Origin of the sequence: Variovorax paradoxus, assembly GCF_009755665.1 — a bacterium.
GTDB lineage: Bacteria > Pseudomonadota > Gammaproteobacteria > Burkholderiales > Burkholderiaceae_C > Variovorax > Variovorax paradoxus_G.
Genome location: NZ_CP046622.1, coordinates 3,331,527 through 3,357,465 on the forward strand (window position 1 = coordinate 3,331,527; position 25,939 = coordinate 3,357,465).

The window sequence follows — 25,939 nt, forward strand, 5'->3', positions numbered from 1 at the left end:
ATTGCCGCTGCGCCGGCGCACTACGAAAACTTTCCGGTGGCCTCCTGGTTGTGCCCGCCGCACCTGCGTGCGCCGATTGCCGCCATTTACCACTTCGCCCGAACCGCCGACGACATCGCCGACGAAGGCAACGCCTCGCCCGGCGAGCGGCTGGCGGACCTGCATGCCTACCGCGAAGAGCTACGCGCCGCCGCCATGGGGAGCGTGCTGCCCACCTCGCGCTGGCCCGAGGTGTTCGGCCCGCTCGCCTACAGCATTGCGCAGTTCGCATTGCCCGAAGACTTGCTGGCCGACCTGCTGAGCGCCTTCATCCAGGACATCGAGAAAACCCGCGACGGCGGAACCTACACCGACCGCGCCGAACTGCTCGACTATTGCCGCCGCTCCGCCAATCCCGTCGGCCGCCTGCTGCTGCATCTTTATGGCGTGAACGATGCCCAGGCGCTGGCCCAGAGCGATGCCATCTGCAGCGCGCTGCAACTCATCAATTTCTGGCAAGACCCGAGCGTGGATCTGCCGCGTGGCCGCTTTTACTTTCCACTCACCGATTGCGCCCGGCGCGGCCTCGCGCGCGAGAGCTTCAAGGTCTTCGCGCCCCTGGCCGACGCACCGCCTCCGCAGGAAGCCATCAACCTCATCGCCGTGGAAAGTGCATGGGCGCGCGAACTGATGACCCAGGGCGCACCGCTGGTCCACCGGCTGCCGGGCCGCGCCGGCTGGGAGCTGCGCTTCGTCGTGCAGGGCGGCTTGCGCATTCTCGACAAAATCGAAGACCTGGGCTTCGACACCTTTTCGCAGCGTCCCAAGATCGGCAAGACCGACGCCCCGCTGCTGGTCTGGCGGGCCCTGCAGATGCGGAGACAATTGCCGCCCATGAAAGCGCTCCCCCGATGACTCCCGAGCAATACGTACAAGACAAAGCCGCCGCTTCGGGCAGCAGTTTCTATTACGCCTTCCTGTTTCTGCCCAAGCAAAGGCGCGCAGCCATCACGGCGTTCTATGCCTTCTGCCGCGAGATCGACGATGTGGTCGACGAGGTCAGCGACCCCGGCGTTGCCGCGACCAAGCTCGCCTGGTGGCGCACCGAGGTGGCGCAGTCTTTCTCGGGCCCGCCGCGGCACCCGGTGATGCAGGCGCTGGTGCCGCATGCCGCGGCCTACGGCATCGAGCCGCGGCAGCTCAACGAGGTGATCGACGGCTGCCAGATGGATCTCGACCAGACCCGGTATCTCGACTTCCCGGGCCTGGCGCGCTACTGCCACCTGGTGGCCGGCGTGGTCGGCGAGGTCGCGGCGCGCATCTTCGGCCAGACCGATCCGCAGACCACCGCCTATGCGCACAAGCTCGGCCTGGCGCTGCAGCTCACCAACATCATTCGCGACGTGGGCGAAGACGCGCTGCGCGGGCGCATCTACCTGCCTGTGAACGAGCTGCAGAAGTTCGATGTGAAGGCGCACGAAATTCTCAATCGCGTGCATTCGGAGCGCTTCGTCGCGCTGATGAAGTTCCAGGCCGAGCGCGCACATGCGGCGTACGACGAAGCCCTCGCCCTCCTCCCTGCCGCCGACCGCCGCGCCCAGAAGCCCGGTCTCATGATGGCCAGCATCTACCGCACGCTGTTGCGCGAAATAGAGCGCGACAACTTCCAGGTGCTGAACCAACGCGTGAGCCTGACGCCGGTGCGCAAGTTCTGGCTGGCTTGGAAAGTCCAGGCGCTGGGGCGCATTTGAGAACAGCCGTCATCGGCGCCGGCTGGGCCGGACTCGCCTGCGCCGTCGAGGCCACCCGCCTCGGCCATGCCGTCACGCTGTTCGAAGCCGCGCACATGGCGGGCGGCCGCGCGCGGCGGGTCGACAACATGCACGGCATGGCGCTCGACAACGGGCAGCACATCCTCATCGGCGCCTACACCGCAACGCTGAAGCTGATGCGCGATGTAGGCGTCGATGCAGGCAGTGCGCTGCTTCGCATGCCGCTCTCGCTGCGCTTTGCCGACGGCGGCGGGTTGAAGCTGCCGCGGCTGCCGGCGCCGCTCGATTTGCTGGCCGGCATCTTCAGCGCACGCGGTTGGACATGGCGCGACAAATCCGCCTTGCTGCGCACGGCCGTGCAATGGCGCCTCGGCGGATTCCGCTGCGCCACCGGCACTACCGTGGCCGCGCTCTGCACCGGCCTTACGCCGCGCGTGATGCAGGAACTGATCGAGCCGCTGTGCGTTTCGGCGCTCAACACGCCGGTCGATCAATCGAGCGGAGAGGTGTTCTTGCGCGTGCTGCGCGATGCGCTTTTCAGCGGCAGCGGCGGCGCCGACCTGCTGATTCCGCGTGTGGACCTGGGTGCGCTTTTTCCCGATGCTGCGTTGGCCTGGCTTGTGCAGCATGGCGCCGCGCTGCGCATCGGCACGCGCGTGCGCGCCATCTCGCGTCAAAGCGAGCAATGGCGCGCGGACGATGAATGCTTCGACCAGGTTGTGCTGGCTTGCGCGCCGTGGGACGCGGCCCGGCTCGTGCGCGCATCGGGCCTATCGGCGGAGCGCTGGTGCGAGAGCACCGAGGCCTTGAGCTTCGAAGCCATTGCCACCGTTTATGTGCGCGGCGCCACACCTCTTGCAGAGCCGATGCTCGCGCTGCGCAGCCACCCCGCCACCGCACCGGCGCAGTTCGTGTTCGATCGCACTCAACTCGGCGGGCCCGAGGGCGTGCTTGCCATGGTCGTGAGCGCGACCGAGACTCCGCGCGAGGCGCTGGAGCATCAGGTGATGGCACAGGCGGCCACGCAGTTGGGACAGGCCCCGCTGCAGCTCGTGCAGACCGTCGTCGAGAAACGCGCCACCTTCGCATGCACGCCGGCGCTCGTGCGGCCGCCTGCGAAAATCGCGCCCGGCCTGCAGGCCTGCGGCGACTACACCGAAGGCCCCTACCCCGCCACGCTCGAAGGCGCGGTACTCAGCGGGCTAGCCGCAGCCAACGCTCTGAACACACCATGAGCCACCTGCGTTATCTCGATTTCGACTACAGCGAAGACACCGAAGGCCACGGTACCTTCGATGCCATGGCCACGACGGTGCCCGCCAACACGCGCGAGGTGCTTGCGGAAGTTGCGCAGGTGCTGGCCTGGGCCAACGCCACCTTCCCCAATGCGCAAGGCGCCCTGGAAGACGGAGCCGCCTGGGACTTCGACCTGCAGCAGACGAGCGAAGCGCCGGAGCTCGACACCGTGACCTTCTCGCTCAGCGGCACCGCCGATTTCTGCACGGCGCTGCGCGAACATTTCAAGCTGGACTGAACAAAGCCGATTGCCGATCCCCACTCGTTCACGGAAAGAACCATGGTCACCTGCTATCTCCGCTACATCGTCGATCCCTACAAACTCAAGGAATTCGAGCACTACGGCAAGCTGTGGATTCCGCTGGTCGAGAAGTTCGGCGGTCAGCACCATGGCTATTTTTTGCCGTCGGAAGGCGCCAACAATGTGGCGTTGGCGATGTTCAGCTTTCCGAGCCTGGCCGCCTACGAGCAATACCGCGCAGATTCGATGCAAGACCCCGAATGCCAGGCCGCATTCAGGTACGCCGAAGAAACCCGTTGCATCGTGAGCTACGAGCGCAGCTTCTTCCGGCCTGTGTTCTCGTAAGGCCCGCGTTGACGGCGTTCAGGCACCAAGCGCCACGCACAGCGCGTGCAGGTTCGGCACGATCAGTTGCGGCCGCGCGCCGTGCACCCAGGGGCGCTCGTCGCGCACCAGCCAGGCCGCCTGCATGCCGGCATTGAGCGCACCGACCACGTCCAGCTCGGCGTCGTCGCCCACGTGCAGCACGTCTTTCGGCAGCAGGCCGACCGAAGCGGCCGCGGCACGGAAGATCGGCGCATGCGGCTTGCCGCTGCCAAACGCGCGTGCATTGAAGGCAGTGCGAAACCAGCGGCCCACGCCGGTCAGGTGAATGTCGGCGTTGCCGTTCGACACCGCCACCAGCGGGTAGCGTTCGCTCAGCCACTTGAGGGCGGGCAGCGCGTCTTCATACAGCGTCACGCGCTGTCGTTCGGCAAAGAAGGCATCGAAGGCGGGGTCGGCCAGCGCCGGGTCTTCGCCCGAGCGCTTCAGCGCCGTGCGAATCGATTCGCGGCGCAGCGCGCTCAGGTCGTGCGCCAGGTCTGAACGCTCCTTGGCGGTGGCTTCGCGCAGCTCGCGCAAGATGCCCGGCGTCAGCAGCAGCGAGGCGGTCTTGGGGGCCTCGCGAAGCAGCCATTCCTGCAGCACCGTCTCGGCGCGCTCGATGGTCGGCCAGATCGGCCACAGGGTGTCGTCCAGGTCGAGCGAGATCGCGGCGATGCGCTTGATGTCGAGGGGCGCGCTGTTCGCGAGCGCCGTGGAGGCGGAGGTCATGCCCGAGAATATCGCATGCCTCAAGACAACACGAACGACAGTTCCATCGCCGGGCGCACCGCCGTGCTCTGGTGCAACCTGGGCTCGCCCGATGCGCCCACGGCGGCTGCCGTTCGCCCCTACCTTGCGGAGTTTCTCGGCGACCCGCGAGTGGTCGAGATTCCAAGGCTGGTGTGGGCGTTGATCCTGCACGGCATCATCCTTCGCGTGCGGCCCGCCAAGTCGGCCGCCAAGTATGCGAGCATCTGGATGCCCGAGGGCTCGCCGCTGAAGGTATGGACGCAAAGGCAGGCCACGCTGCTTGCCGGCTGGCTCGGCGAACGCGGCCACCGCGTGACGGTGCGCGACGCCATGCGATACGCCAGCCCGTCGATCGCCTCGCGCCTCGATGCGCTGCAGGCCGAAGGCGCCACGCGTGTATTGGTGCTCCAGGCGTACCCGCAGTATTCGGCCACCACGACGGCCAGTGTGATCGATGCGGTGAACGACTGGAGCCGCAGCCAACGGCGCATTCCGGAGTTCCGCTTCGTCAACCAGTACCACGACGACCCGGCCTACATCGAGGCGCTTGCATTGGGTATCGAGCAGCACTGGAAGAAAGAGGGTCGCGGCGAGATCCTGCTGATGAGCTTCCATGGCATTCCGGCGCGCAACATTGCACTCGGCGACCCCTACCAGGCGCAGTGCCTCGAAACCGCGCGCCTGCTCGCGGCGCGGCTCGGCCTTTCGGACGAGCAGCACCGCGTGACCTTCCAGTCCCGCTTCGGGCGCGCCAAATGGCTCGAACCCTACACGGAGCCTACGCTGCGCGAACTGGGCGCGAGCGGCGTGAAGCGTGTCGACGTGGTGTGTCCGGGGTTTCCGGCGGACTGCCTCGAAACGCTCGAAGAAATTGCCATGGAGGGCCGCGAGGCCTTCATGCATGCTGGCGGCGAGGCCTTCAGCTACATCCCGTGCCTCAACGACAGCCCCGCGTGGATCACCGGGCTGGCGGGAATCGCCGAACGCAACTTGGCAGGCTGGCCGACCCAAGGGCCGGCCCGCGCCTAGAACCTACCCAGATAGTCCATCTTGCCGATCGGCATGCCCTTGTGGCGCAGCACGCCGTAGGCCGTGGTCACGTGGAAGAAGAAGTTGGGCAACGCGAACTGGAGCAGGTAGCGCTGCGCAGTGAAATGCGCTTCGCCTTCTCGGGACTTGATGGTCACTTGGCGTTCTTCCTGCCCGTCGATCATCGTGCGGTCCACGGTAGCAAGAAACGCTTGCGTCTTCACGATGCGAGCCAGCAGCTCGTCGTAAGTCTTTTCCTCATCGGGAAAGCTCGGCGCCGTGATGCCGGCGATGCGGGCCACGCCAAGCTTCGAGGCATCGCTCGCGCGCTGGATCTGCCCGGCCAGCGTGAGCATGTCCGGCGCGAGCCTTGCGTCCACCAGCGTCGCGGGATCGATGTCGTTGGCCTTGGCATGCGCCAGGCTCTTCTCGAGCAGATGGGTGAGCTGGCCGAGTCCGCGGGAGAAGACCGGCACGGAGAGGTCGTACATCGAAAGCGCCATGGCATAAATCCTAGTGGTTGGGAGCGGCGGCGATTGTCTCGCCGACTCGCCACTAGCGACCGGCGGCCCGAATAAACCCTTCAATGAGCTCCAGTTGTTCCGACACGTTGAGCGCGGGCGCATGGCCGCACCCCTGAATTTCGACCACTTGCAGCCGGCCCGAAACGCCCGGCCCTCTTTGCTGCATCTGCTGCGTGACCTCGGGCAGCACCAGGTCCGACTCGGCGCCCCGCAGGCACAGCACCGGCACTTCGATCGCGTCGTAGTGCGGCCAGATCAGGTAGTCGTTGTCGTGCGCACTGAACTGCCGGACCATGGCCGGGTCGTAGTGCGGCGTCACGCGGCCATCGGGCAGGCGGCGGGTGGAGCTCTCGGTGAGGCGACGCCACTGCGCATCGCTGAGCCAGCCGTAGGGCTTGTAGACAGTGCGAAAGAAGAGCTCGAGCTCCGCCACCGTGTCGAATGCGGGCGGCTCGCCGGCATAGGCACGGATGCGCTCGATGGCGGCCTGTGCAAGCTGCGGCGCGTTGTCGTTGAGCACCAGGCTCGCAATGCGCCCCCTCATCCGTGGCTCGAACAGACCTGAAGCGCACACCGTCCCAATCGCGCCACCCATGGAAGTGCCGACCCAGTGAACGCGGCCCAGGCGCAGCTCGTCGCACAGCGCGCCGGCAAGGCGCGCGTAGAACGACAACTGGTATTCCTCGTCCGGCACCGGACTCCATTGGCTGAGTCCGCGGCCGATGGTGTCGGGACAAATCACGCGGAAGCCGCGCGCGGCAAAGTGCTGCGCCAGCTCGTCCATGTCGCGGCAGGTACGCGCCAGGCCGTGCCACGCAATGATCACCGGCGCATCGGGCGCGCCCCAATCGAGCCAATGGACTTCGCGGCCCGCGAGTTGCGCATAACGGGAGACAACCGGAACCGAAAGATCGTTGCTCATCGCGCAGCCCTCGCCCTGAGCTTGCCGACGATGCCTGTCGGAAAGTAGTACACCGACAGAACAAACAGCAGGCCCAGCCAGAGCAGCCAGCGGTCGGGCGACAGCAGCGCCGAGAGCCAAGGCAACCCGCTCGCGGCTTCGCTACCCACGCGTAGAAGGTCCTGCAGGTAGCTTTGCGCCAGCACGAACAGCACTGCGCCAATGGCCGCGCCGTACATGGTGCCCATGCCGCCGATCACCACGATCAATAGCACGTCGATCATGATCTCGAAGCTCAGCGACGTGTCTGGCCCGTTGTAGCGCAACCAGATCGCGAGCATGGCACCGGCCAGCGTGGCGAAGAGCGCGGACAGCACGGCCGCCGTGGTGCGGTACACCACCACGCGGTAGCCGATGGCTTCGGCGCGGAATTCGTTCTCGCGAATGGCCTGCAGCACCCGGCCGAACGGCGAATTCACGATGCGCAGCAACGCCAGCAGCAGCACCACCGCTGCCACGAACAGCATGTAGTAGCACAGCAGCCGGCCGTCGAGTGAGACGCCGAGAAACGGCTCTTCAGAGAATTCGAAGCTCGGCGAAATCAGCTCGGGCAGCTTGAAGGTCAGGCCATCTTCGCCGCCCGTAAAGTCAGACAGCTGCGACGCCAGCGTCTGGAAGGCCGAAGCCACGGCCAGCGTGATCATCGCGAAGAAGATGGCGCGCACCCTGAGCGAGAACAGCCCGATGGCGAACGAGAGCACCAGCGAGATCGCGAGTGCGGCCCCAAGCCCGAGCAGCACCGCACCCCAGCTGGGCCCGAGCCGCGACGCCGAGATGGCGATTCCGTAGGCACCGATGCCGAAGAACATGGTGTGCGCGAAGCTCACGATGCCGGTGTAGCCCAGCAGCAGGTCGAAGCTGGCCACCAACACCACGAACACCAGGATCTTGGCCGCGACGCTCAGCGCCTTCACGCCCGGGAAGATGAACGGCGCGAAGGCCAGCGCGATGAACAGCACCACCAGCAGCAGCGCCAGCAGGCGGCTTCGGGGCGTGTCGTTGGAGAGAAGTCGTTTCAGGAACATGGCGGCTGCTTCTTTCTCAACGGTTGGCCACGGGGTACACGCCCTGCGGCCGCCACAGCAGCACCGCCACCATCAGCAAGATGCTCGCAAACTGCGTGAGCGTGGGCAGCAGAAAGCCGATGTAGTTGGTCATGAGCCCCACCAGCAGCGCGCCAATGAGCGCACCGCCGGTCGAGCCGAGCCCGCCGATGATGATCACGATGAAGATCAGCACATTGACCTGTGCGCCCATCTGCGGCACCAGGTTCTGCTGGAACAGCCCCCACATCACGCCGCCCAGGCCCGCCAGCGCGCTGCCCACCACAAACACGCCGACGAACAGCCGGCCGATGCGATAGCCGAGCGACTCGACCATTTCGCGGTCTTGCACGCCGGCGCGGATCAAAAGGCCGATCTTGGTGCGGCCCAGCGTCCAGGCGAGCAGCCCGAACACCAGCACGCCCACAGCCACCGCCAGCAGGCGGTATTTGCTGATGGCCGCATCGCCGATCAGCAGCGAGCCGCGCAAGGCTTCGGGCAGCGGCAGCGGCACCTGCGCAGGCCCCCAGATCACCTTGATGAGCTCCTCGCCGATGATCATGCCGCCCATGGTGATGAGGATCTGCTTCAGGTGCTGGCCGTACACCGGCCGCACGATGAAGCGCTCGAAGGCCAGCCCCACCGCGCCAGCCACCGCCATGGCGACCAGCATGGCCGGGAACACAGCCACGAGGTTGCGCCACAGTTCTTGCGAACCGGTCCAGTCGCCCATGAGGCCGAGCACGCTGCTGGCCACGAAGGCGCCGAGCGCAATGAACACGCCGTGGCCGAAGTTGAGCACGTCCATCAGCCCGAACACCAGCGTGAGGCCCGAGGCGATGATGAAGATGATCATGCCCATGGCCAGGCCAGCTACCGTGAGCGTGAGCCAGGTCGAGAACGAGCCGGTGAGCGGCAGCGCCACCGCTGCGAGGATGGGCGCGAGAAGCAGCGGCTTCCAGTCGAAGTCGAGTGCTTTCATCGTTGCGCTCCCTTCTCTTGCTCCCTCTCCCGTTCGCGGGAGAGGGTTGGGGTGAGGGCCAGCGGCACCAACAGGAGGGCGTGGCCACTGCACAGGCCGTCTGCCCTCACCCCGGCCCTCTCCCAGAGGGAGAGGGAACAAGACATCGAATACGTCATAGCTCGAGACCCAAAAGAGATTGCTGCAGTTGCGCATCCGCGGAAAACTCCGCCATCCCGCCGCTGTGCACCACGCGGCCGTTGTCCATCACCGCGACGGTGTCGCCGAGGCGCTGGGCGAAGTTGATGTTTTGCTCCACCAGCAGGATCGTCACGCCGCTGCGCTTGAGTTCACCGAACGCGTCGATCATGTTGTTGATGATGGCCGGCGCCAGCCCCTTGCTGGGCTCGTCGACGATGAGCAGTTCGCGCGGCTCGACAATGGCGCGCGACACGGCCAGCATCTGCTTCTGGCCGCCTGAGAGCTTGCCTGCGGGATGGTTCCAGAACTTCTCCACTGCCGGAAAGAGCTTGAAGATCCATTTCAGGCGCGCATCGTCCATCTGCTCGGCGTTCTTCGCGCCGCGCGCGGCGAGCAGCATGTTCTCTTTCACCGTGAGGTCGGAGAAGATGCCCATGTTCTCCGGCACGTAGGCAATGCCGAGCTCCGCGATCTGCGGTGTGTGCATGGCGGTGATCTCTTTGTCGCCGAAGCGCACCCTGCCCTGCGACGCATGCCAGAGGCCCATGATGGTCCGCAGCGTGGTCGTCTTGCCCGCGCCGTTGCGGCCCAGCAGCATGGTGAGCTGGCCCTTGGGCACTTGCAGGTCGACACCGTGGAGGATGTGATAAGCCCCGATGTGCGTTTGCACGCCTTGTAGTTCGAGCAGGTTCATGCGGCCTCCTTCGCAATGCCCAGGTAAGCCTCTTGCACCACCGGCGATGCAATCACCTCGGCCGGCTCCCCATCGGCCACGAGCGTGCCGTTGTGCAGCACGATGATGCGGTCGGCAAGCTCGCGCACCACATCCATCTTGTGTTCGACCAGGAGAATGGTCTTGCTCTTGTCCTGCTTCAGCTTGCGGATCAGGTCGAGGATGACCGGAGCCTCGGCCGCGTTCATGCCGGCCGTGGGCTCGTCGAACATGAAGACCTTGGGCTCGAGCGCCATCAGGAGCGCCACCTCCAGCTTGCGCTGGTCGCCGTGCGGCAGGCTTGCCACCGTTGCATGCTCTCGGGACTTCAGCGCCACGTCGGCCAGGATCTGGTCGGCGCGCTCGGTCAGCGCCTTGTGGTCGCTCCAGATGCTCCACAGGTTGAGCCCGCGGCGGTGCGCGCCTTCGCGCGCGGCCTGCACCGCAAGCCGCACGTTCTCCAGCACCGTGAGATTCGGAAACAGGTTGGTGAGCTGAAACGCCCTCCCCAGCCCCGCATGCGTGCGCGCCGAAGGCGACAGGCCCGAGAGCAATTGCCCGTCGAGCGACACCGTTCCTGCACTCGCCTTGAGCTGGCCCGAAATCAGGTTGAAGTACGTGGTCTTGCCCGCGCCGTTGGGGCCCACGATGGCCGTCAGCGTGCCCGGCGCAAAGGCGCAGCTCACGTTGTTGACGGCCACGTGCCCGCCGAAGCGGATGGTCAGGTCTCGGGTCTCAAGCATCGTTGGTCATTTGCAAATGGAAAAGTCGGTACCGGTCGGCCCTCAACAGCTGCCGATCACGTAGTAGTTGGGCCCGGTCTGCTTCAGCGTGGTGGTCACGTAGATGTTCCACAGCCCCATGGCTTGCGCCGAACCATAGGCATACGTGAGGCCCCAGAGCGCATAGGCGCGCCCGGCCACGGTGTGCGCATAGTTGCTGGCGGTGTAGCAGGTGCCGCCGCCACCGCTGCCGGCCAGCGTGGTGCCCGTGGCCGCGGCCGACATCGCACCTTGCGCGTTGCTCGCGTCGAGCGCCGCCACCGTCCAGCTGTAGGTGGTGGACGGTGCCAGGCCGGTGTCGGTGTAGCTGGTGCCGGCCACGGGTGCGGCGTTGACCTTGCTGCCGCCGCGGTACACGTTGTAGCCGCTCGCGCCTGAAACGCCGGCCCAGCCGATCACCATGCTGCTGCTGGTCGCACCCGAGGTGCCCACGCCGGTGGGCGCCGGCAGCGACGAGCCGCCGCCCGAACCCGTCACGCGGTCGACCATGGCCTTGAGCGCAGCCATCTGCGGACCCGACTTCTTTGCGTAGTTCGCGTTGTCGTAGCCCCACCAGTCCCAGCAGCTGTTGGTGGCGGCGGTGCTGGTCTGCGGATAGATCAGCACGATGTTGTTGGTGTCCGCCCAGCGGTTGTAGCCGGTCTTGCGCACGTACTGGTCGCCCACGTCGGTGTAGTTCTGCTTGCAGCCGTGCAGCACCATGTGCACGCGGCACGAGGTGGTGGTGCAGGCCTGCGGCACGTAGATCCAGCCGGTGGCGGCCACGCCGTGGCCGGTGATGAATTCGGACTGGTTGAACTCGGTGAACGTGCCGCCCAGCGTGCCGTTGTTGCGCGGGTTCAGCGGGCCGTAGAGATGCTGCAGGATGTCGCCCGCAAGATCGAAGCCGCAATTGTTGATGTAGGGCGCAGCAGTGGTGCTGCAGGAACCGCCGTAGTCGTCGGTCACCATGGCATGGCCGGCGCCGATGTTGTTCTTGTAGACCGTGTTGGCGGCAGGCACGAAGCTCTGGTAATAGGTCTTCAGGTCGTCCATGACCGCCGGCTTCACGGTGTTGTCCGACGTGCCGGAGAAAAGGTAAACCTTCGAAGCCGTCATGTTCGACACCGGGTCGATCGCGCCGCTCGCGGCCCAGCTGTTGGTGGTGGTCACGAGCGACGACACCGGAATGCTGGTGCTGTGCGTCATGCAGCGCCCGGTGGCGTTGAGCACCGAGCCCTCCGCGCAGTAGTAAGGCCCGCCTGCCACCACGCCGGCGCCGCGCTTGAAGGTGGCCGAATAGGCCACGTGCAATTGCACCGCCATGAAGCCGCCCGCCGAGAGGCCGGACACGCTCACTTCCGCCGGGTTCGCGCCCAGCGACGGCAGCGGCACCGCCGCAGTTGCCGTTGCGCTGTAGGCACCAAACGCCATTGCCGCAGCCGCGGCCAATCCCTTCCAGTTCCATCGCATCGCTGCCATCGCTGTCTCCTTCTGTTGTAGGTGTGTCGAACGCTTGCTTGATTGCTGACGAATCGGCCGTTGATGGCGCCGCGCCCGCGCCGCAAGGCGCAAGCTGGCGCTTCGCCCGGCGGCCACCCGGGGCGAAAGGCATGCGGCCTCACGGCCGCGGCAGGATCTGGGCGCTCAGCTCAGCGCTTATTTTTGATGGGGATGTCCATCTCTTCGGGCTTGATCTCGCGCACCAGCTCGGGCACGCCCCAGGCAAAAGCCGGATCGACCTTGATCTTGAAGTGGTACATCGATTGCATCGCCTGGTGGTCTTCCTTGCGGAAGGTCATCTTGCCCTTGGGCGTGTCGAAGCTCATGCCTTCCATGGCGCTGATGAGCTTGTTGGTGTTGGTGTCGCCGCCCGTTTTCTTGAGCGCCGTGACCACCGCCATGGCCGCGGAGAAACCGCCTGCGGTGAAGAAGTCCGGCGGCGTCTTGAATTCCTTGTAGTGCGCCGACACCAGCGCCTCATTGATCGGGTTCTTCGGAATGCCGAAGTAGTAGTACGCCGCGCCTTCCATGCCCGGCAGGTTCTTGTAGGCCGCCATGGCCGGCAGGATGTTGCCGCCGGTGGCAATCTCGATGCCGTAGCGCTTCAGGTCCAGGTCGACAATCTTGAACGGGTTGCCCGCGCCGGCCCAGACGATCCAGATGATTTTGCGGCCAGGCTGGTCCTTGAGCTTGTCGATCAGCCGCTGTGCGCCGGCCGTGAAGTCGGTGGTGGCGGGCGGCAGGTATTCCTCGTGCACCAGCTTCGCCTTCTTGAGCGCCGCGCCGAAGGCCTTCACCCCGTCGCGGCCGAAGGCGTTGTCTTGCGCCAAGGTGGCAACGGTCACGCCCGCCTTGTCGATGGCCACCGCGTTGGAGATGGCGTCCTGGCTCGAATTGCGGCCGGTGCGGAAGATGTACTTGTTCCACTTGTCGCCGGTGATCGAATCGGCCACCGCGGGCTCCACGATCAGGATCTTCTTGTACTCCTCGGCCACCGGCAGCATGGCCAGTGCCACGCCCGAAGCCGTGGGCCCCACTGCCAGCGCGGCCTTGTCGTCGGAGTAGGCGGCCGCCAGAAGCGACTTGCCGAGGTCGGGCTTGCCCTGATCGTCTTTCTCGATGACCACGAGCTTCTTGCCGTTGACGGTCATCGTGCCGCCGGTGGCGTAGTCCAGGCCCATGGTGAAGCCGGTCTGCGTCTGCTTGCCGTAGGCCTCGAGCGGGCCGGTCTTGCTGTAGATGTGCGCGATGCGAATTTCGTTGGACTGGGCCCAGGCGGGTGCCGTGGCGGCGCAGGCAGCGAGTGCGGCCAACGCAACGAGGTGGCGACGGTTCATTCTTTGTCTCCTTATTAGATGCCTGAATATTGCACAGTTCGTGCCAGGCATCGAAGCCGTTGATGCCAAACGGATTTGTCCCGGACGGCAGTCAATTCGTCCAGCTTCAGAACACCTGAATCGTCTGATTTTCAGACACTTGTCTTCTATTCGATCAGGGTTAACTAGAGGTGCACCGTTGCACTCGCTCATGCACAGGCACAGCAGCAAACACGGCACCGAAGTATGCTTGGCAACAAAATGCAACGTGTCCTATGAGGGAGTGAGATGCTAGTTGGAATCGACCTGGGAACGACCAATAGCCTGGTCTGTGTATACCGAGACGGAAAAACAGAACTGATCCCGAACTCGCTGGGGCACGTGCTGACTCCTTCTGCCGTGGGCGTGGCCGACGACGGCAGCTTTATCGTCGGACTGCCCGCTCGCGAACGCGCGGCCACCCACCCCCGGCTCACGGCCACCGCCTTCAAGCGCTGGATGGGCACGGACCACGCCGTAACGCTCGGCCAGCGCCGAATGCGCGCCGAGGAACTGAGCGCGCTCGTGCTCGGTGCCCTGAAGGCCGATGCCGAGGCCTATCTGGGCCAGCCGGTCACCGAGGCCGTGATCACGGTGCCGGCGTACTTCAACGACGTGCAGCGCAAGGCCACCCAGGCAGCCGGACGCTTGGCGGGCCTGAAGGTCGAGCGGCTACTCAACGAGCCCACCGCGGCCGGGCTTGCCTACGGATTGCAGGAACGCGCCGATCACTCGGCTTTCCTCGTGTTCGATCTTGGCGGCGGCACCTTCGACGTCTCGGTGCTCGAATATTTTGAAGGCGTGATCGAAGTGCGCGCCAGCGCGGGCGACACCCGCCTTGGCGGCGAAGATTTCGTGAAGGTGCTGGTCGACTGGTTCGTCGAGAAGATTCCCGCGCTCAACGACGCGGACAAGGAAGCCATCGCCTCCGACAACGCGCTCTGGCGATCGGCCGAGCAGGCCAAGCGCGACTTGAGCGAACGCGAAACCGCGCAACTCCAGCTTCAGCGCAAGGAAGCGACGCACACGCTGGAAGTGACCCGCGCCGAATACGAAAAACGCTGCGCCGACTTGCTGCTGCGTCTGCGAAGGCCGCTCGAACGCGCCCTGATGGACGCAAAGCTCGACCCGAGCGGCCTCAGCGAAGTGGTTCTGGTGGGGGGCGCAAGCCGCATGCCCATCGTGCGGCAGGTTGTGACACGCCTGTTCGGCCGGCTTCCGCTGCGAACCATCAATCCGGACGAAACCGTCGCCCGCGGCGCCGCGATACAGGCGGCGCTCAAGGAAAGAAACGCCGCGCTCGACGAGGTCGTGCTCACCGACGTGATGCCCTACTCGCTCGGCATCGTGGTGTCGGAAGAGATCGACGGCCGCCACTATCCCAATCGCTTTTCGCCCATCATCGAGCGCAACACGGCCGTGCCGGTGTCGCGTGTGCAGTCCTACTCGACTGTGCAGGACGGGCAGACAGCCATCACCATCGACGTGCGCCAGGGCGAGTCGCCGATAGGAACCGAAAACCTCAAGCTGGGCAGCCTCGATGTACAGGTGCCTGCGATGGCGCGCGGCGAAATCAACGTGAATCTTCGCTTCACCTACGACATCAACGGCTTGCTCGAAGTGGAGGCCCATATTCCCGCCACCGGGCAGACGACCCAGAGCGTGATACAGCGGTCTGCGCAGGTCATGAGCGAACCGCAGATTGCCGCCGCACTCGAGAAACTGCGCACCCTCAAGATCCATCCGCGCGACAAGCAGGAGAACGTGTACTTGGTGTCGCGGGCGAAGCGGCTCTACGAAGATCGCCTGGGCCATGCACGGCAAGACGTTGCCCATGCGCTGATGCGCTTCGAGGCGGCGCTCGACAGCCAGGACGAGCACCTGATTCGGCAGCATCGAACAGAATTCAAGGCTTACCTCGACAGCATCGACAAGGGCTTCGTGCTGTGAATTTCTGGTCGACGCTCGGCATGGAGCCCACTGCCGACCTGATTGCAATCAAGCGTGCCTATGCGATGCGGTTGAAGGTGACGCGGCCCGACGACGACGCACAGGCCTACCAAGCCTTGAGAGAGGCCTACGAATCTGCCCAGGAACATGCGCGATGGCTAGCACAGCATGCGGCAACGCAGGCCGTCGAGCCATTGACAGAGGAGCCGGCGACCGTAACGGCGGTGGCACTGGCAACACCGCCTGAGCAGCAGGCTGCTGCCGACGAAGGGCATGCAAGCGTCGCCGCAGAAGAAGCGCTTGCGCCTGGGCCCCACGTGCTTGAGCCTGAGCATGAACCGCATCTGGAGCCGCAACCCGAGGCCGAAGCGCCGCCCCTGTCCTACGTTCCCGCCCGCGTGCTCGCCGAGCAGACCCTGGCCTACCTGCAGCAAGCGGGCGGCGAAGCCTTGATTGCCGGATGGCCCTTGCTGGAACAAGAGCTCGGCAAGCTGCCTTTCTGGGAGCACAGCGAAGCAAGCAAATGGTTTGCGCAACTGGTGATCGACGCGGAGCAGATGCCGCGGGGCTTTGCGCAGGGCTTGTCCACCTACTTCGGCTGGGAAACCGATTTTCGAACCGAGCAGGTGATGGGTGCGTCGCGCGCCGTCGCGCTTCGCCAGCGGCTGCACGATCTGAATTTTGGTTTTCACGCCGACGAAAACTTCAGGCGCCGCTACGCCGAGCTCTCGTTCTTCGGCCCGATGATCGAGCAGGTCGCCAAATGGCGGCTGTATCTGTTTGCCATGCTTGCGTCGAACCGCCTCGCGCGGCTCTGGGGCGAGCTCGAACCCAGGCAGCGGTATGTTCTAGGGGTACCGCCGCCGCAGCATTCGCGCGCCGATCACGCAATGGAAGTCGGAGCGTGGGTTCGCACCTTCGCCGTGCTTCTTGTAGCAGCGACAGTGGTGCAGCTGAAGGGCTATGCAGAGAGGCCCTGGCTCGAACGCCTGGCGTTTGCGATCGCCAACGGCGTCGTCGGCTGGGTGATGCTGCACTTTGCGTATCGCTTCTTCCTTTCTTTCAAGGCAAGCATGCACGCGACACTCCGGCCTGAAGGCCTTGCACCGGGCTTGCCCAAGCGGTCGCATCTTGCCGCCGCGGGCTTTGCCTGCATGCTGGCGGCCACGTTCATGTGCGGCCTCAGCGAGACCGATGCATGGCCCGCAGCGTTTCACTCCGGCTTCGGAAGTCCGGTGCTGGTGTGCATTACGGTGCTGCTGATCGCATTTGCCGTGATGACGCCGTCGCTGCCACCCACCGAGGCGAGCCCCGCCTTCCCGGCCATCCTGGTGCTCTGCATCGTTGTCGGCATCTATCTTCCCTGGTTCAGCGGCTTGCCCTGGACCGGTGCATGCGCAGGCATGGCGTGGTTCATGGCCGCCTGCCTGGCCCACACGCTCCATGGCGAGGCCATCGAGAGCCGCTGGCGCCAGTACAAGGAGGATGCCCGGCGGCACAGGGAGCGCACGAACCAGACCACGCACCATGGCCTCCTCGTCATGGCGGGGTCGCTACTGCGCATCACGGTGGCGTGGCCTTACCGGCTGATGCAACTCGGCGCCTCGCAATCGCCCCGCCTGGTAATCGCCATCGTGTGCATCTCGATCGCAGCCTTGCCGGCGCAGGAGCGCGCGTGGCAGCTGCCGTTCTCCGCCGCCGTAGCCGGCCTGTTTGTGTTGTTTGCCAGCTTGTGGTTCAACCATGCGGTGCTGGCCCTCCTGCCGGGCCAGAAGCTCGCACGGAGGGGATGGATCGGACTGGCCTTGCTCACGCTTTGGGCCGTTTGGGCAGGCGTGTACTACGGCGCGGGCAGCTGGATCGATACGCATCTGGGCTGGGGCCCCGCGGCCAATCCATTGGAAACGCAGGTCCGCCGCTTCGGACTCACCTTCTGCGCCCCGCTCCTGCTCATGATGTGGACCTCCGGCTTTTTCAGGCTGGTCAAGGTGCAGCGGCAGTCGCGGACAGGCTCGCGCTAGAGAATCGAACCGCCCGCAGCCAAGGGTGGTCTCCGCATTTCAGGCCGCGCGATCCGTGTTTGTCATACGCTCGTACAGCGTCGCCCGCGAAATACCCAGCAACCGCGACGTGGCAAGCTTGTTGCCGCCGGTTGCCGCCATTGCCGCGGCGATGGCGCGCCGTTCAAGTTCTGCCACCTGCTGCGCGAGTGGCCGCAGCAATGCGGCTTTCTCGTCGGCGTCACCGCCTGCTTGCGGCAACTCGGGTGGGGCAATCTGCTCGAGCCCCGCTTCGCGCAAGATGCGCTCGAGTTGCGCCGCGTCGATGCGCTGCGAATCGCTGCGCATGGTCACTTGCTCCAGCACGTTGCGCAGCTCGCGGATATTGCCGCGCCAATGCTGCCCGGCAAGCAGCGCCAGTGCATCGGGTGTGAGTTCGGGCGGCGCCTCGCCGCTGCGCAGCGCCATGTCTTCGCCCAGCGCTTCGACCAGCGCCGGAATATCGCTGCGGCGTTCGCGCAGGGGCGGCACGCGCAGCGGCAGCACGTTGAGGCGGTAGTACAGGTCTTCGCGAAACTGGCCGCGGCGCACCAGCTCGGGCAGGTCGCGCGAGGTGGCGGCGATCACGCGCGCATCGAAGGGCACGAGCTTGTTGGAGCCGAGCGGCTCGATCTCGCCCTCTTGCAGCGCGCGCAGCAGCTTGGCCTGCAGGCCGAGCGGCATGTCGCCGATCTCGTCGAGGAACAGGCTGCCGCCATCGGCCAGCTTGAACTTGCCCTCGCGCCCGCGTCGGTCGGCGCCGGTGAAGGCGCCGGGGGCAAAGCCGAAGAACTCGGCCTCGAGGAGCGTGTCGGGCACGGCCGCGATGTTGACGCTGACGAACTGCCCCTTGGCCCGCGCAGATGCCGCGTGGATCGCATGCGCGAGCAGCTCCTTGCCGGTGCCGGTTTCGCCCAGCAGCAGCACCGGGCTGGTCGACTGTGCGGCACGCCGTGCATGGCGCTTTACTTCCACCGCCGCGGGGCTGCTGCCGATAAAGCTGGCAAAGGTGTATTTCGAGCGGCGCTGGCCATCGGCCGCATGCTGGTAGAGCGGGTTGTTGCGCTGGCTCGCCAGCTCGCGCCGCGCATCGTCGAGGTCGCGCTGCAGCAGCGCAAACTTGCTGATGAGCGGCTGCAGCGTGGTTTCGGGCTGATCGAACAGCACGATGCCGATGGCGCCGATCACATCTCCCGCCCCGCCCTTTTGTCCCTCTTGCCCGTCGTGCTCGGCGCGCAGCGGAATGCGGCTGACAACGAAAGTACCTGCTTTGTTGGTGAGCAGGTCAACAAGTATGGGCTCGCCGGTTTCGAGCACGCGCCGCATCTGCGTGTTGGGAATCACGTCTTCGACCATGTGCCCCATGAACTGGTCGATCGAAGAAAAACCCAGCGCCGGCAAGAAGCGCCGGTAGCCTTCGTTCACCCACACGATGCGCCCGCTGCGGTCGACCAGGAACATGCCCTGGCTGATGCTCGAGAACAGATGGAACATCGAGCGCGCAGCCAGCGCGAGGATGCCCTCTGCGTCGAGGGGCAATGCGGAGGGTGCGGCAACAGGCGGAGCGGCGGACATGGGCGGATCGTAGCGTGCATCAATCCGCAACAAATCCGGCATCAATGCGGCTGCGGAATTGTCCAGAATTCACATCCGGCCAAAGAATGCGACTAAAGCCCTCATCCGGCCTTAAGTAAATCAATCGTTTGATTAGCTGCGTGGTCTAATCGCGGGCATGAGCGCCACCGCCCTTCAAGCCATTACCGCCCGCGCCCCTCGAAGCGACGGCGTTGAAGCGCGCCAGCGCCTTCTCTACGCCGCACTCGCGCTCTTTGCCGCCAACGGCTACGCCAAGACTTCCACACGCGAGATTGCGCGCAACGCCGGCGTCAACATCTCGGCCATCAGCTACTACTTCGGCGACAAGGCTGGCTTGTATGCCGCCACCTTCGGCGAGCCGATGGGCGGCAATGCCGGAGACTTCGTGCAGCTTTACGACGCACCCGACATGCCGATCGAAGAAGCGCTTCGCATCTTCTTCACGCACATGATCGAGCCGCTGAAGCAAGGCGAGATCGTGCGGCAGTGCATCCAGCTGCACCTGCGCGAAATGCTCGAACCCACCAGCCAGTGGGCCGAAGAGATGGAGCGCGACATCAAGGCGCCGCACAAGGCCATTGCGGGCGTGCTGTGCCGCCGGCTCGGTCTTGCGCGGCCCGACGACGACGTGCATCGCCTGACCTTCGCCATCACCGGCCTGGCCATGCAGCTCTTCGTGAGCCAAGACCTCGTCGAAGCGATACGCCCCTCTTTGCTGAACACGCCTCGCAGCGTCGACACGTGGGCTCAGCGCCTCACAGGCTATGCGCTTGCGCTGGTCGAGGCCGAAGCCGTGCGCCGCCAGGCCGCCGCCAAGCCTGCGGCCGCACCAGTCCGATCCGGGAGAAAGAAGACATGAGAAGACTTCGATTGATTTACACGGTTTGCCTGCCGCTCGGTCTCGGGCTCGGGCTTACCGGCTGCGGCTTCATGAGGCCGCCCGCCGCGGTGGAAGCGCCGATGCCCGCGCAGTGGCACGCGCCGCTGCCTCACGGCGGCTCGCTCACGTCGCTGGCCGACTGGTGGCGCCAACTCGACGACCCGCTGCTGGTCGAACTCATTGCCGCGGCCGAAGCCGCGAGCCCCAACGTTGCGAGCGCCGCAGCGCGCGTGGCCGAAGCGCGCTCCACGCGCATTGCGGCCGGTGCGGCGCTGCTGCCCAACCTGGACGGCACGCTTTCGGCCAGCCGTGGCGTCTCGGGCTCTTCGCTTGGCTCGGGCGCTTCAGGCGCCTCGTCCGGCAGCGGCGGCGCCACCGCACTTGCGCCGGTGACCACGCTGCAGGCCGGCCTTCAATCGCAATGGGAAATCGACCTGTTCGGCCGGCTGCGTGCCGACCGCGATGCAGCGCGCAACCGGCAGGAAAGTGCCGATGCCAAGTGGCATGACGCACGCGTTGCAGTGGCGGCCGAAACCGCCAATGCCTATTTCGCAGAGCGTGCCTGCCAGCAGCAGTTGCGCGTGTCCGAATCGGACGCCCGCTCGCGCAGCGAAACCGCGCGGCTCACCGACCTTTCGGCACGCGCTGGCTTTACCGCACCGGCAGATGCCGCACTCGCACGCGCCAGCGCCTCCGATGCTTCCGGCCGCCTGACGCAGCAGCGCGCGTTGTGCGCAGTGCAGCGCAAGGCGCTGGTGGCGCTCAGCGGCATCGACGAAACAACGCTGGAGCAAAAGCTCGCAGCCTCGCCGGCGCAACGCGCGCTGCCGGCGGTGGGCAGCATTGCCAGCGTGCCGGCACAGGCCATCTCGCAGCGGCCCGACGTGTATTCCGCCGAACTGGGCGTGGCCGCCGCAAGTGCCGACGTGGGATCGGCCGAGGCCGCGCGCTATCCGCGCCTGTCGCTCTCGGGCTCCATCGGCCGCATGCAGATTCGCACCAGCGGCTTTCGCGAATCGCTCGACACCTGGACCGTGGGGCCGGTGTCACTCACTGTGCCCCTGTTCGACGGCGGCACGCGCGCCGCCAACGCCGAAGCAGCGAAGGCGCGCTACACCGAAGCCGTCTCGCTGTACCGGGCCAACGTGCGCCAGGCGGTGCGCGAGGTGGAAGAAGCCTTGGTCAACCTCGACAGCACCAACGCACGCGCCACCGATGCCGACACGGCCGTGCAGAACTACCAGGCCTCGTTCGACGCCACCCAGGCCCGCTATCAAAGCGGCCTGGCCAGCCTGTTCGAACTCGAGGATTCGCGCCGCACGCTCTTTGCGGCGCAAACCGCGCGCGTCTCGCTGCAACGCGAACGCACCGAAGCCTGGGTGGCGCTCTACCGCTCGATGGGCGGCGGATGGGCCCGCCCCGAATCGTCCTCTATGACCTCCAACCCGACCGCCAAGGTCGCGACGTCGCCATGAAAAGAATCAAACGCTCTACCCTCGTCATCGCGCTGCTGGCGCTCGTTGTGGTCGTTGCTGCGGCCGTGTGGCTGACACGCGGCAAGCCCGCGAACGAATCCGCAACGCCCGCGGCCGCCAAGGGCAAGGACGGCGCACCGCCGCCCCGGCCGTCCCTGACGGTGACTGTCGCCAAACCCGAGCCCACCGAGCTGACGCTCACCCTTGCTGCCAATGGCAATGTGGCGGCATGGCAAGAAGCCAGCGTGGGCTCCGAATCGAGCGGCCTCAAGCTGGCAGAGGTTCGTGTGAACGTGGGCGACGTGGTGAAGAAGGGCCAGGTGCTGGCCGTGTTCTCGCCCGAGACGGTGCGTGCCGACATCGCGCAATCGCGCGCCTCCCTTGCGGAAGCAAAGGCCACCGCCGCCGACGCCGCTGGCAACGCGGCGCGCGCCCGCACGCTGCAAGCCACGGGCGCGTTGAGCCAGCAGCAGATCAACCAGTACCAGACGGCCGAGCAAACCGCCAAGGCGCGCGTCGAAGCCGCCGAGGCCGTGCTGGCAGCGCAGGAAGTGCGCGGCCGCAATACGCAGGTGCTGGCGCCCGATGACGGCGTGATCTCGTCGCGCACCGCAACTGTCGGCAGCGTGGTGGCGGCCGGCACCGAACTGTTCCGGCTGATCCGCCAGGGCCGGCTCGAATGGCGCGCGGAGGTCACCTCGGCCGAACTCAGCCGCATCGCGGTGGGCACCACAGCCTTCGTGGTCAGCGCAAGCGGCGCGCAGGTGCGCGGCAAGGTGCGTAGCATCGCGCCCACGGTCGACCCGCAAACGCGCGCGGCACTGGTCTATGTCGACCTGCCGAACGTGCAGCAGAACACCGGCATCAAGGCGGGCATGTTCGCGCGCGGCGACTTCGAACTCGGACGCAGCTCGGCACCCACCGTGCCGCAGAGCTCCATCGTTCCGCGCGACGGCTTCAACAACGTGTTCATGCTGCTGCCCGACAACCGCGTGGCGCAGCTCAAGGTGCAGACCGGCCGCCGCGTCGGCGAGCGCGTCGAAATCACCAGTGCGCTGCCCGAAGGCGCGCAGATCGTGGTGCAAGGCGCGGGCTTCCTGAACGACGGCGACCTGGTGCGCGTCGTGGCGGCGCCCGCACCGGCAGCGGCCGGAGCCCAGCCCGCCGCATCGGCGGCATCGGCGCCCGCGGGCAACGCGGGCACCAACGAAACAAAGGCACGCCCATGAACGTTTCCGCATGGTCCATCCGCAACCCGATTCCGGCGGTGATGCTGTTCGTGCTGCTCACCTTCGGTGGGCTGCTGTCGTTCAACGCGATGAAGGTGCAGAACTTTCCGGACATCGACCTGCCGACGGTGACGGTCTCGGCATCGCTGCCCGGCGCCGCGCCTTCGCAGCTGGAGACCGACGTTGCGCGCAAGCTCGAGAACTCCATTGCCACGGTGCAGGGCCTGAAGCACATCACCACCAAGGTGCAGGACGGTGCCGCGACGCTCATCGTCGAGTTCCGCCTCGAGAAGCCGGTGCAAGAGGCCGTGGACGACGTGCGCTCCGCGGTGCAGCGCGTGCGCGCCGACCTGCCGGCCGACGTGCGCGACCCCGTCGTCACAAAGCTCGACTTCGCAGCCCAGCCGGTGCTGGCCTTCACCATCGCCTCGCCGCGCATGGACAGCGAGGCGCTGAGCTGGTTCGTCGACAACGACGTGACCAAGAAGCTGCTCGCACTGCCCGGCGTGGGCGCGGTCAACCGGGTGGGCGGCGTCACGCGCCAAGTGCACATCGACCTGGACCCGGCCAAGCTGCAGGCGCTGGGCGCCTCGGCGGCCGACATTTCGCGTCAGCTGCGCCAGGTGCAAACCGAAAGCGCGGGCGGCCGTATTGACCTGGGCGGCAGCGAGCAGCCGGTGCGCACGTTGGCTACCGTGCAGTCGGCCGACCAGCTCGCCGACTTGCAGATCGCGCTTTCCGACGGCCGCCGCATCCGGCTCGACCAGGTGGCGCGCATCAGCGACACCATCGCCGAGCCGCGCGCCGCCGCGCTGCTCAACGGCAAGCCCGTGGTCGGCTTCGAAGTGGCCCGCAGCCGCGGCGCCAGCGAAGTGGAAGTGGGCCGCGCCATCCAGAAGGCGCTGGCCGACCTGCGCGTGCAGCGACCCGACATCGAACTGACCGAAGCCTTCAACTTCGTCGACCCGGTGGAAGAAGAGTACGACGGCTCGCTGCACCTGCTGTACGAGGGCGCGATCCTGGCCGTGATCGTGGTGTGGCTGTTCCTGCGCGACTGGCGCGCCACTTTTGTCTCGGCCGTGGCGCTGCCCATGTCCGTGATTCCGGCCTTTATCGGCATGCACCTGCTGGGCTTTTCGGTCAACGTGATCTCGCTGCTTGCGCTCTCGCTGGTGGTCGGGATATTGGTGGACGATGCCATCGTGGAGGTGGAAAACATCGTTCGCCACCTGCGCATGGGCAAGTCGCCGTACGAGGCAGCCATGGAGGCGGCCGACGAAATCGGCCTGGCGGTGATCGCCACCACCTTCACGCTGATTGCGGTGTTCCTTCCCACGGCGTTCATGAGCGGCGTGGCCGGCAAGTTCTTCAAGCAGTTCGGCTGGACGGCTTCGCTGGCGGTGTTTGCGTCGCTGGTGGTGGCGCGGGTGCTCACGCCGATGATGGCGGCCTACATCCTGAAGCCGGTGGTCGGCGCCGAAAAGGAGCCGCGCTGGCTCACGGTCTACATGCGCGCGGTGGAGTGGAGCACGCACCATCGTTTCAAGACGATGGTGTTCGCCACCCTCTTCTTCTTCGGTTCGCTGGCGATGATTCCGCTGCTGAAGACCGGCTTCATTCCACCGGACGACAACTCGCAAACGCAGATCTATCTCTCGCTCGCCCCCGGCTCCACGCTCGCACAGACCACCGCGGCTGCGGAAGAAACGCGAAACCGCGTGATGAAGATCCAGCACGTGAGAAGCGTCTACACCACGGTGGCGGGCGGTAGCGCGGGCGGCGACCCGTTCGCCAACTTCGGCACGCCCGAAACGCGCAAGGCCACGCTCACCATCAAGCTGGACGACCGCGGAGACCGGCCGCGCAAGCAGGTGATCGAAAACCAGATTCGCGCCGCGCTCGAAACGCTGCCCGGCGTGCGCAGCACGGTGGGTCTGGGCGGCTCGGGCGAAAAATACATTCTCGCGCTCACCGGTGAAGACCCTGCGGCCTTGGCAAGTGCGGCCAGTGCGGTCGAGAAAGACCTGCGCACGGTGCCCGGCCTCGGCAACATCACCTCGACCGCGAGCCTGATCCGTCCCGAAATTGCGGTGCGTCCCGACTTTGCACGCGCCGCCGATCTTGGCGTGACCAGTTCGGCCATCGCCGAAACCTTGCGAGTGGCCACGCTGGGCGACTACGACCAAGCGCTGGCCAAGCTCAACCTTGCGCAGCGGCAGGTGCCCATCGTGGTGAAGCTCGAAGATTCGGCACGGCAGAACCTCGACCTGCTCGGCCGCCTTTCGGTGCCTGGTACGCGCGGCCCGGTGATGCTGAGCCAGGTAGCCTCATTGACGATGGAAGGCGGCCCGGCCGTCATCGACCGCTACGACCGCTCGCGCAACGTCAACTTCGAAATCGAACTCTCGGGCGTCGGCCTGGGCGATGCCAAGACGGCAGTCACTTCGCTGCCATCGATCCAGAAGCTGCCGCCCGGCGTGCGCGTAACCGAGATCGGCGACGCGGAAGTGATGACAGAGTTGTTCGCGAGCTTCGGCCTTGCAATGCTCACGGGCGTGCTGTGCATCTACATCGTGCTGGTGCTGCTCTTCAAGGACTTCCTGCATCCGGTGACGATTCTTTGCGCGTTGCCTTTGGCATTGGGCGGAGCATTCGTGGGCCTGCTGATCGGGCAGAAGGCCCTGTCGATGCCCTCGCTGATCGGGTTGATCATGCTGATGGGCATCGCGACCAAGAACTCGATCCTGCTGGTCGAATACGCCATCGTGGCGCGGCGCGATCACGGCATGAGCCGCTGGGATGCGCTGCGCGATGCCTGCCACAAGCGTGCACGTCCCATCATCATGACCACGCTGGCCATGGGCGCGGGCATGTTGCCGATTGCGGTGGGCCTGGGTACTGCCGACTCAAGCTTCCGCTCACCGATGGCGATGGCGGTGATTGGGGGGCTGATTACGTCTACCGTGCTGAGTCTCTTGGTGGTGCCGGCTGTGTTCACTTATGTGGATGACATCGAGCACTGGATTCGGCGAACTGTGCGCAAGCTGCGGGGGCAGCCGGCTGATCCGCATATTGATGATGACTTGGTGGAGCGGCCGGCGCGTTGATCAACAGCCCAACTCAATTCCAACCACCGCGGCGCGCAGCGCCGCAGTGGCCTGGTGGCCGAGCGAAGCAAAGGCCCAGATGGGTTGCACTCCCCTCTGTATGCGCCGAGGAGCGGAGGGTTTCGCGGATCAGGGCCGCAGCTGTCTGAGCGAAGCGAGTTCTGCGGACCCCGCGAAAACCGAGCACCGCAGGTTGCCCCGTAGCGCAG

22 protein-coding genes are annotated in these 25,939 nt (G+C 65.9%); 12 read left to right on the top strand and 10 right to left on the bottom strand.

The annotated features are described in order from the left end of the window. The first annotated feature begins 36 nt into the window (after nt 1-36). Genes hpnC through GOQ09_RS15485 form a run of 5 tightly spaced genes read left to right on the top strand, consistent with a single transcriptional unit; the run spans nt 37 to nt 3,633 of the window. Entirely contained in the window at nt 37-894 is an 858-nt protein-coding gene (hpnC, locus tag GOQ09_RS15465; RefSeq protein WP_242631132.1) for a squalene synthase HpnC, read from the top strand. Then, complete coding sequence (hpnD, locus tag GOQ09_RS15470) at nt 891-1,730, top strand: presqualene diphosphate synthase HpnD (RefSeq protein ID WP_157614314.1); 840 nt, start codon at nt 891-893, stop codon at nt 1,728-1,730. The genes hpnC and hpnD overlap by 4 nt, the downstream gene beginning before the upstream one ends. Further along, a complete protein-coding gene (hpnE, locus tag GOQ09_RS15475; protein WP_157614315.1) occupies nt 1,727-2,986 on the top strand; it encodes a hydroxysqualene dehydroxylase HpnE in 1,260 nt (419 codons plus the stop codon). The genes hpnD and hpnE overlap by 4 nt, the downstream gene beginning before the upstream one ends. Continuing rightward, complete coding sequence (locus GOQ09_RS15480) at nt 2,983-3,285, top strand: hypothetical protein (RefSeq protein WP_157614316.1); 303 nt, start codon at nt 2,983-2,985, stop codon at nt 3,283-3,285. The genes hpnE and GOQ09_RS15480 overlap by 4 nt, the downstream gene beginning before the upstream one ends. Nucleotides 3,286-3,327: 42 nt before the next feature. After that, nucleotides 3,328-3,633, top strand: a complete 306-nt coding sequence (locus tag GOQ09_RS15485) for an NIPSNAP family protein (protein WP_157614317.1) — start codon at nt 3,328-3,330, stop codon at nt 3,631-3,633. A gap of 18 nt (nt 3,634-3,651) precedes the next feature. On the opposite strand, the gene GOQ09_RS15490 is transcribed toward GOQ09_RS15485, so the two are convergent. Continuing rightward, nucleotides 3,652-4,383 (bottom strand): HAD family hydrolase, encoded by a 732-nt coding sequence (locus GOQ09_RS15490; RefSeq protein WP_157614318.1) that lies wholly within the window; start codon nt 4,381-4,383, stop codon nt 3,652-3,654. Between the two features lie 15 nt (nt 4,384-4,398). Between GOQ09_RS15490 and hemH the strand changes: the two genes are divergently transcribed. Beyond that, entirely contained in the window at nt 4,399-5,433 is a 1,035-nt protein-coding gene (gene hemH, locus GOQ09_RS15495) for a ferrochelatase (protein WP_157614319.1), read from the top strand. Here hemH and GOQ09_RS15500 read toward each other — a convergent pair. From GOQ09_RS15500 to GOQ09_RS15535, 8 genes are all read right to left on the bottom strand, one after another. Then, complete coding sequence (locus tag GOQ09_RS15500; protein WP_157614320.1) at nt 5,430-5,936, bottom strand: DUF1993 domain-containing protein; 507 nt, start codon at nt 5,934-5,936, stop codon at nt 5,430-5,432. The two genes, hemH and GOQ09_RS15500, sit on opposite strands and share 4 nt — an antisense overlap. A gap of 52 nt (nt 5,937-5,988) precedes the next feature. After that, nucleotides 5,989-6,879 (bottom strand): alpha/beta fold hydrolase, encoded by an 891-nt coding sequence (locus GOQ09_RS15505; RefSeq protein ID WP_157614321.1) that lies wholly within the window; start codon nt 6,877-6,879, stop codon nt 5,989-5,991. After that, nucleotides 6,876-7,943 (bottom strand): branched-chain amino acid ABC transporter permease, encoded by a 1,068-nt coding sequence (locus tag GOQ09_RS15510; RefSeq protein WP_157614322.1) that lies wholly within the window; start codon nt 7,941-7,943, stop codon nt 6,876-6,878. The genes GOQ09_RS15505 and GOQ09_RS15510 overlap by 4 nt, the downstream gene beginning before the upstream one ends. 16 nt (nt 7,944-7,959) lie before the next feature. Continuing rightward, nucleotides 7,960-8,943 carry a branched-chain amino acid ABC transporter permease gene (locus tag GOQ09_RS15515; protein WP_157614323.1) on the bottom strand — a complete coding sequence of 328 codons (984 nt, stop codon included), beginning with the start codon at nt 8,941-8,943 and terminating at the stop codon, nt 7,960-7,962. 154 nt (nt 8,944-9,097) lie between these two features. After that, nucleotides 9,098-9,817, bottom strand: a complete 720-nt coding sequence (locus tag GOQ09_RS15520) for an ABC transporter ATP-binding protein (protein ID WP_157614324.1) — start codon at nt 9,815-9,817, stop codon at nt 9,098-9,100. Beyond that, complete coding sequence (locus GOQ09_RS15525; RefSeq protein ID WP_157614325.1) at nt 9,814-10,578, bottom strand: ABC transporter ATP-binding protein; 765 nt, start codon at nt 10,576-10,578, stop codon at nt 9,814-9,816. The genes GOQ09_RS15520 and GOQ09_RS15525 overlap by 4 nt, the downstream gene beginning before the upstream one ends. A gap of 42 nt (nt 10,579-10,620) precedes the next feature. After that, nucleotides 10,621-12,078 (bottom strand): extracellular catalytic domain type 2 short-chain-length polyhydroxyalkanoate depolymerase, encoded by a 1,458-nt coding sequence (locus GOQ09_RS15530; protein ID WP_157614326.1) that lies wholly within the window; start codon nt 12,076-12,078, stop codon nt 10,621-10,623. A gap of 170 nt (nt 12,079-12,248) precedes the next feature. Continuing rightward, nucleotides 12,249-13,436 carry a substrate-binding domain-containing protein gene (locus GOQ09_RS15535; RefSeq protein WP_157614327.1) on the bottom strand — a complete coding sequence of 396 codons (1,188 nt, stop codon included), beginning with the start codon at nt 13,434-13,436 and terminating at the stop codon, nt 12,249-12,251. A 267-nt stretch (nt 13,437-13,703) separates the two neighbouring features. On the opposite strand from GOQ09_RS15535, the gene GOQ09_RS15540 reads away from it, so the two are divergent. Continuing rightward, the gene (locus tag GOQ09_RS15540; protein ID WP_157614328.1) at nt 13,704-15,404 is read left to right on the top strand and encodes an Hsp70 family protein; all 1,701 of its coding nucleotides are present in this window, start codon (nt 13,704-13,706) and stop codon (nt 15,402-15,404) included. After that, a complete protein-coding gene (locus tag GOQ09_RS26195) occupies nt 15,401-17,425 on the top strand; it encodes a J domain-containing protein (RefSeq protein WP_207309862.1) in 2,025 nt (674 codons plus the stop codon). The genes GOQ09_RS15540 and GOQ09_RS26195 overlap by 4 nt, the downstream gene beginning before the upstream one ends. Before the next feature lie 39 nt (nt 17,426-17,464). On the opposite strand, the gene GOQ09_RS15550 is transcribed toward GOQ09_RS26195, so the two are convergent. Further along, nucleotides 17,465-19,018, bottom strand: a complete 1,554-nt coding sequence (locus tag GOQ09_RS15550) for a sigma-54 interaction domain-containing protein (protein ID WP_157614329.1) — start codon at nt 19,016-19,018, stop codon at nt 17,465-17,467. A gap of 157 nt (nt 19,019-19,175) precedes the next feature. Between GOQ09_RS15550 and GOQ09_RS15555 the strand changes: the two genes are divergently transcribed. The 4 genes from GOQ09_RS15555 to GOQ09_RS15570 are packed head-to-tail and all read left to right on the top strand — an operon-like array spanning nt 19,176 to nt 25,730. Then, nucleotides 19,176-19,898, top strand: a complete 723-nt coding sequence (locus tag GOQ09_RS15555; protein WP_157614330.1) for a CerR family C-terminal domain-containing protein — start codon at nt 19,176-19,178, stop codon at nt 19,896-19,898. Then, nucleotides 19,895-21,394 (top strand): efflux transporter outer membrane subunit, encoded by a 1,500-nt coding sequence (locus tag GOQ09_RS15560; protein ID WP_157614331.1) that lies wholly within the window; start codon nt 19,895-19,897, stop codon nt 21,392-21,394. Before GOQ09_RS15555 ends, GOQ09_RS15560 begins: the two co-directional genes overlap by 4 nt. Continuing rightward, nucleotides 21,391-22,623 (top strand): efflux RND transporter periplasmic adaptor subunit, encoded by a 1,233-nt coding sequence (locus GOQ09_RS15565; RefSeq protein WP_157614332.1) that lies wholly within the window; start codon nt 21,391-21,393, stop codon nt 22,621-22,623. The genes GOQ09_RS15560 and GOQ09_RS15565 overlap by 4 nt, the downstream gene beginning before the upstream one ends. Then, a complete protein-coding gene (locus tag GOQ09_RS15570) occupies nt 22,620-25,730 on the top strand; it encodes an efflux RND transporter permease subunit (RefSeq protein WP_157614333.1) in 3,111 nt (1,036 codons plus the stop codon). The genes GOQ09_RS15565 and GOQ09_RS15570 overlap by 4 nt, the downstream gene beginning before the upstream one ends. The last annotated feature ends 209 nt before the right edge of the window (nt 25,731-25,939 follow it).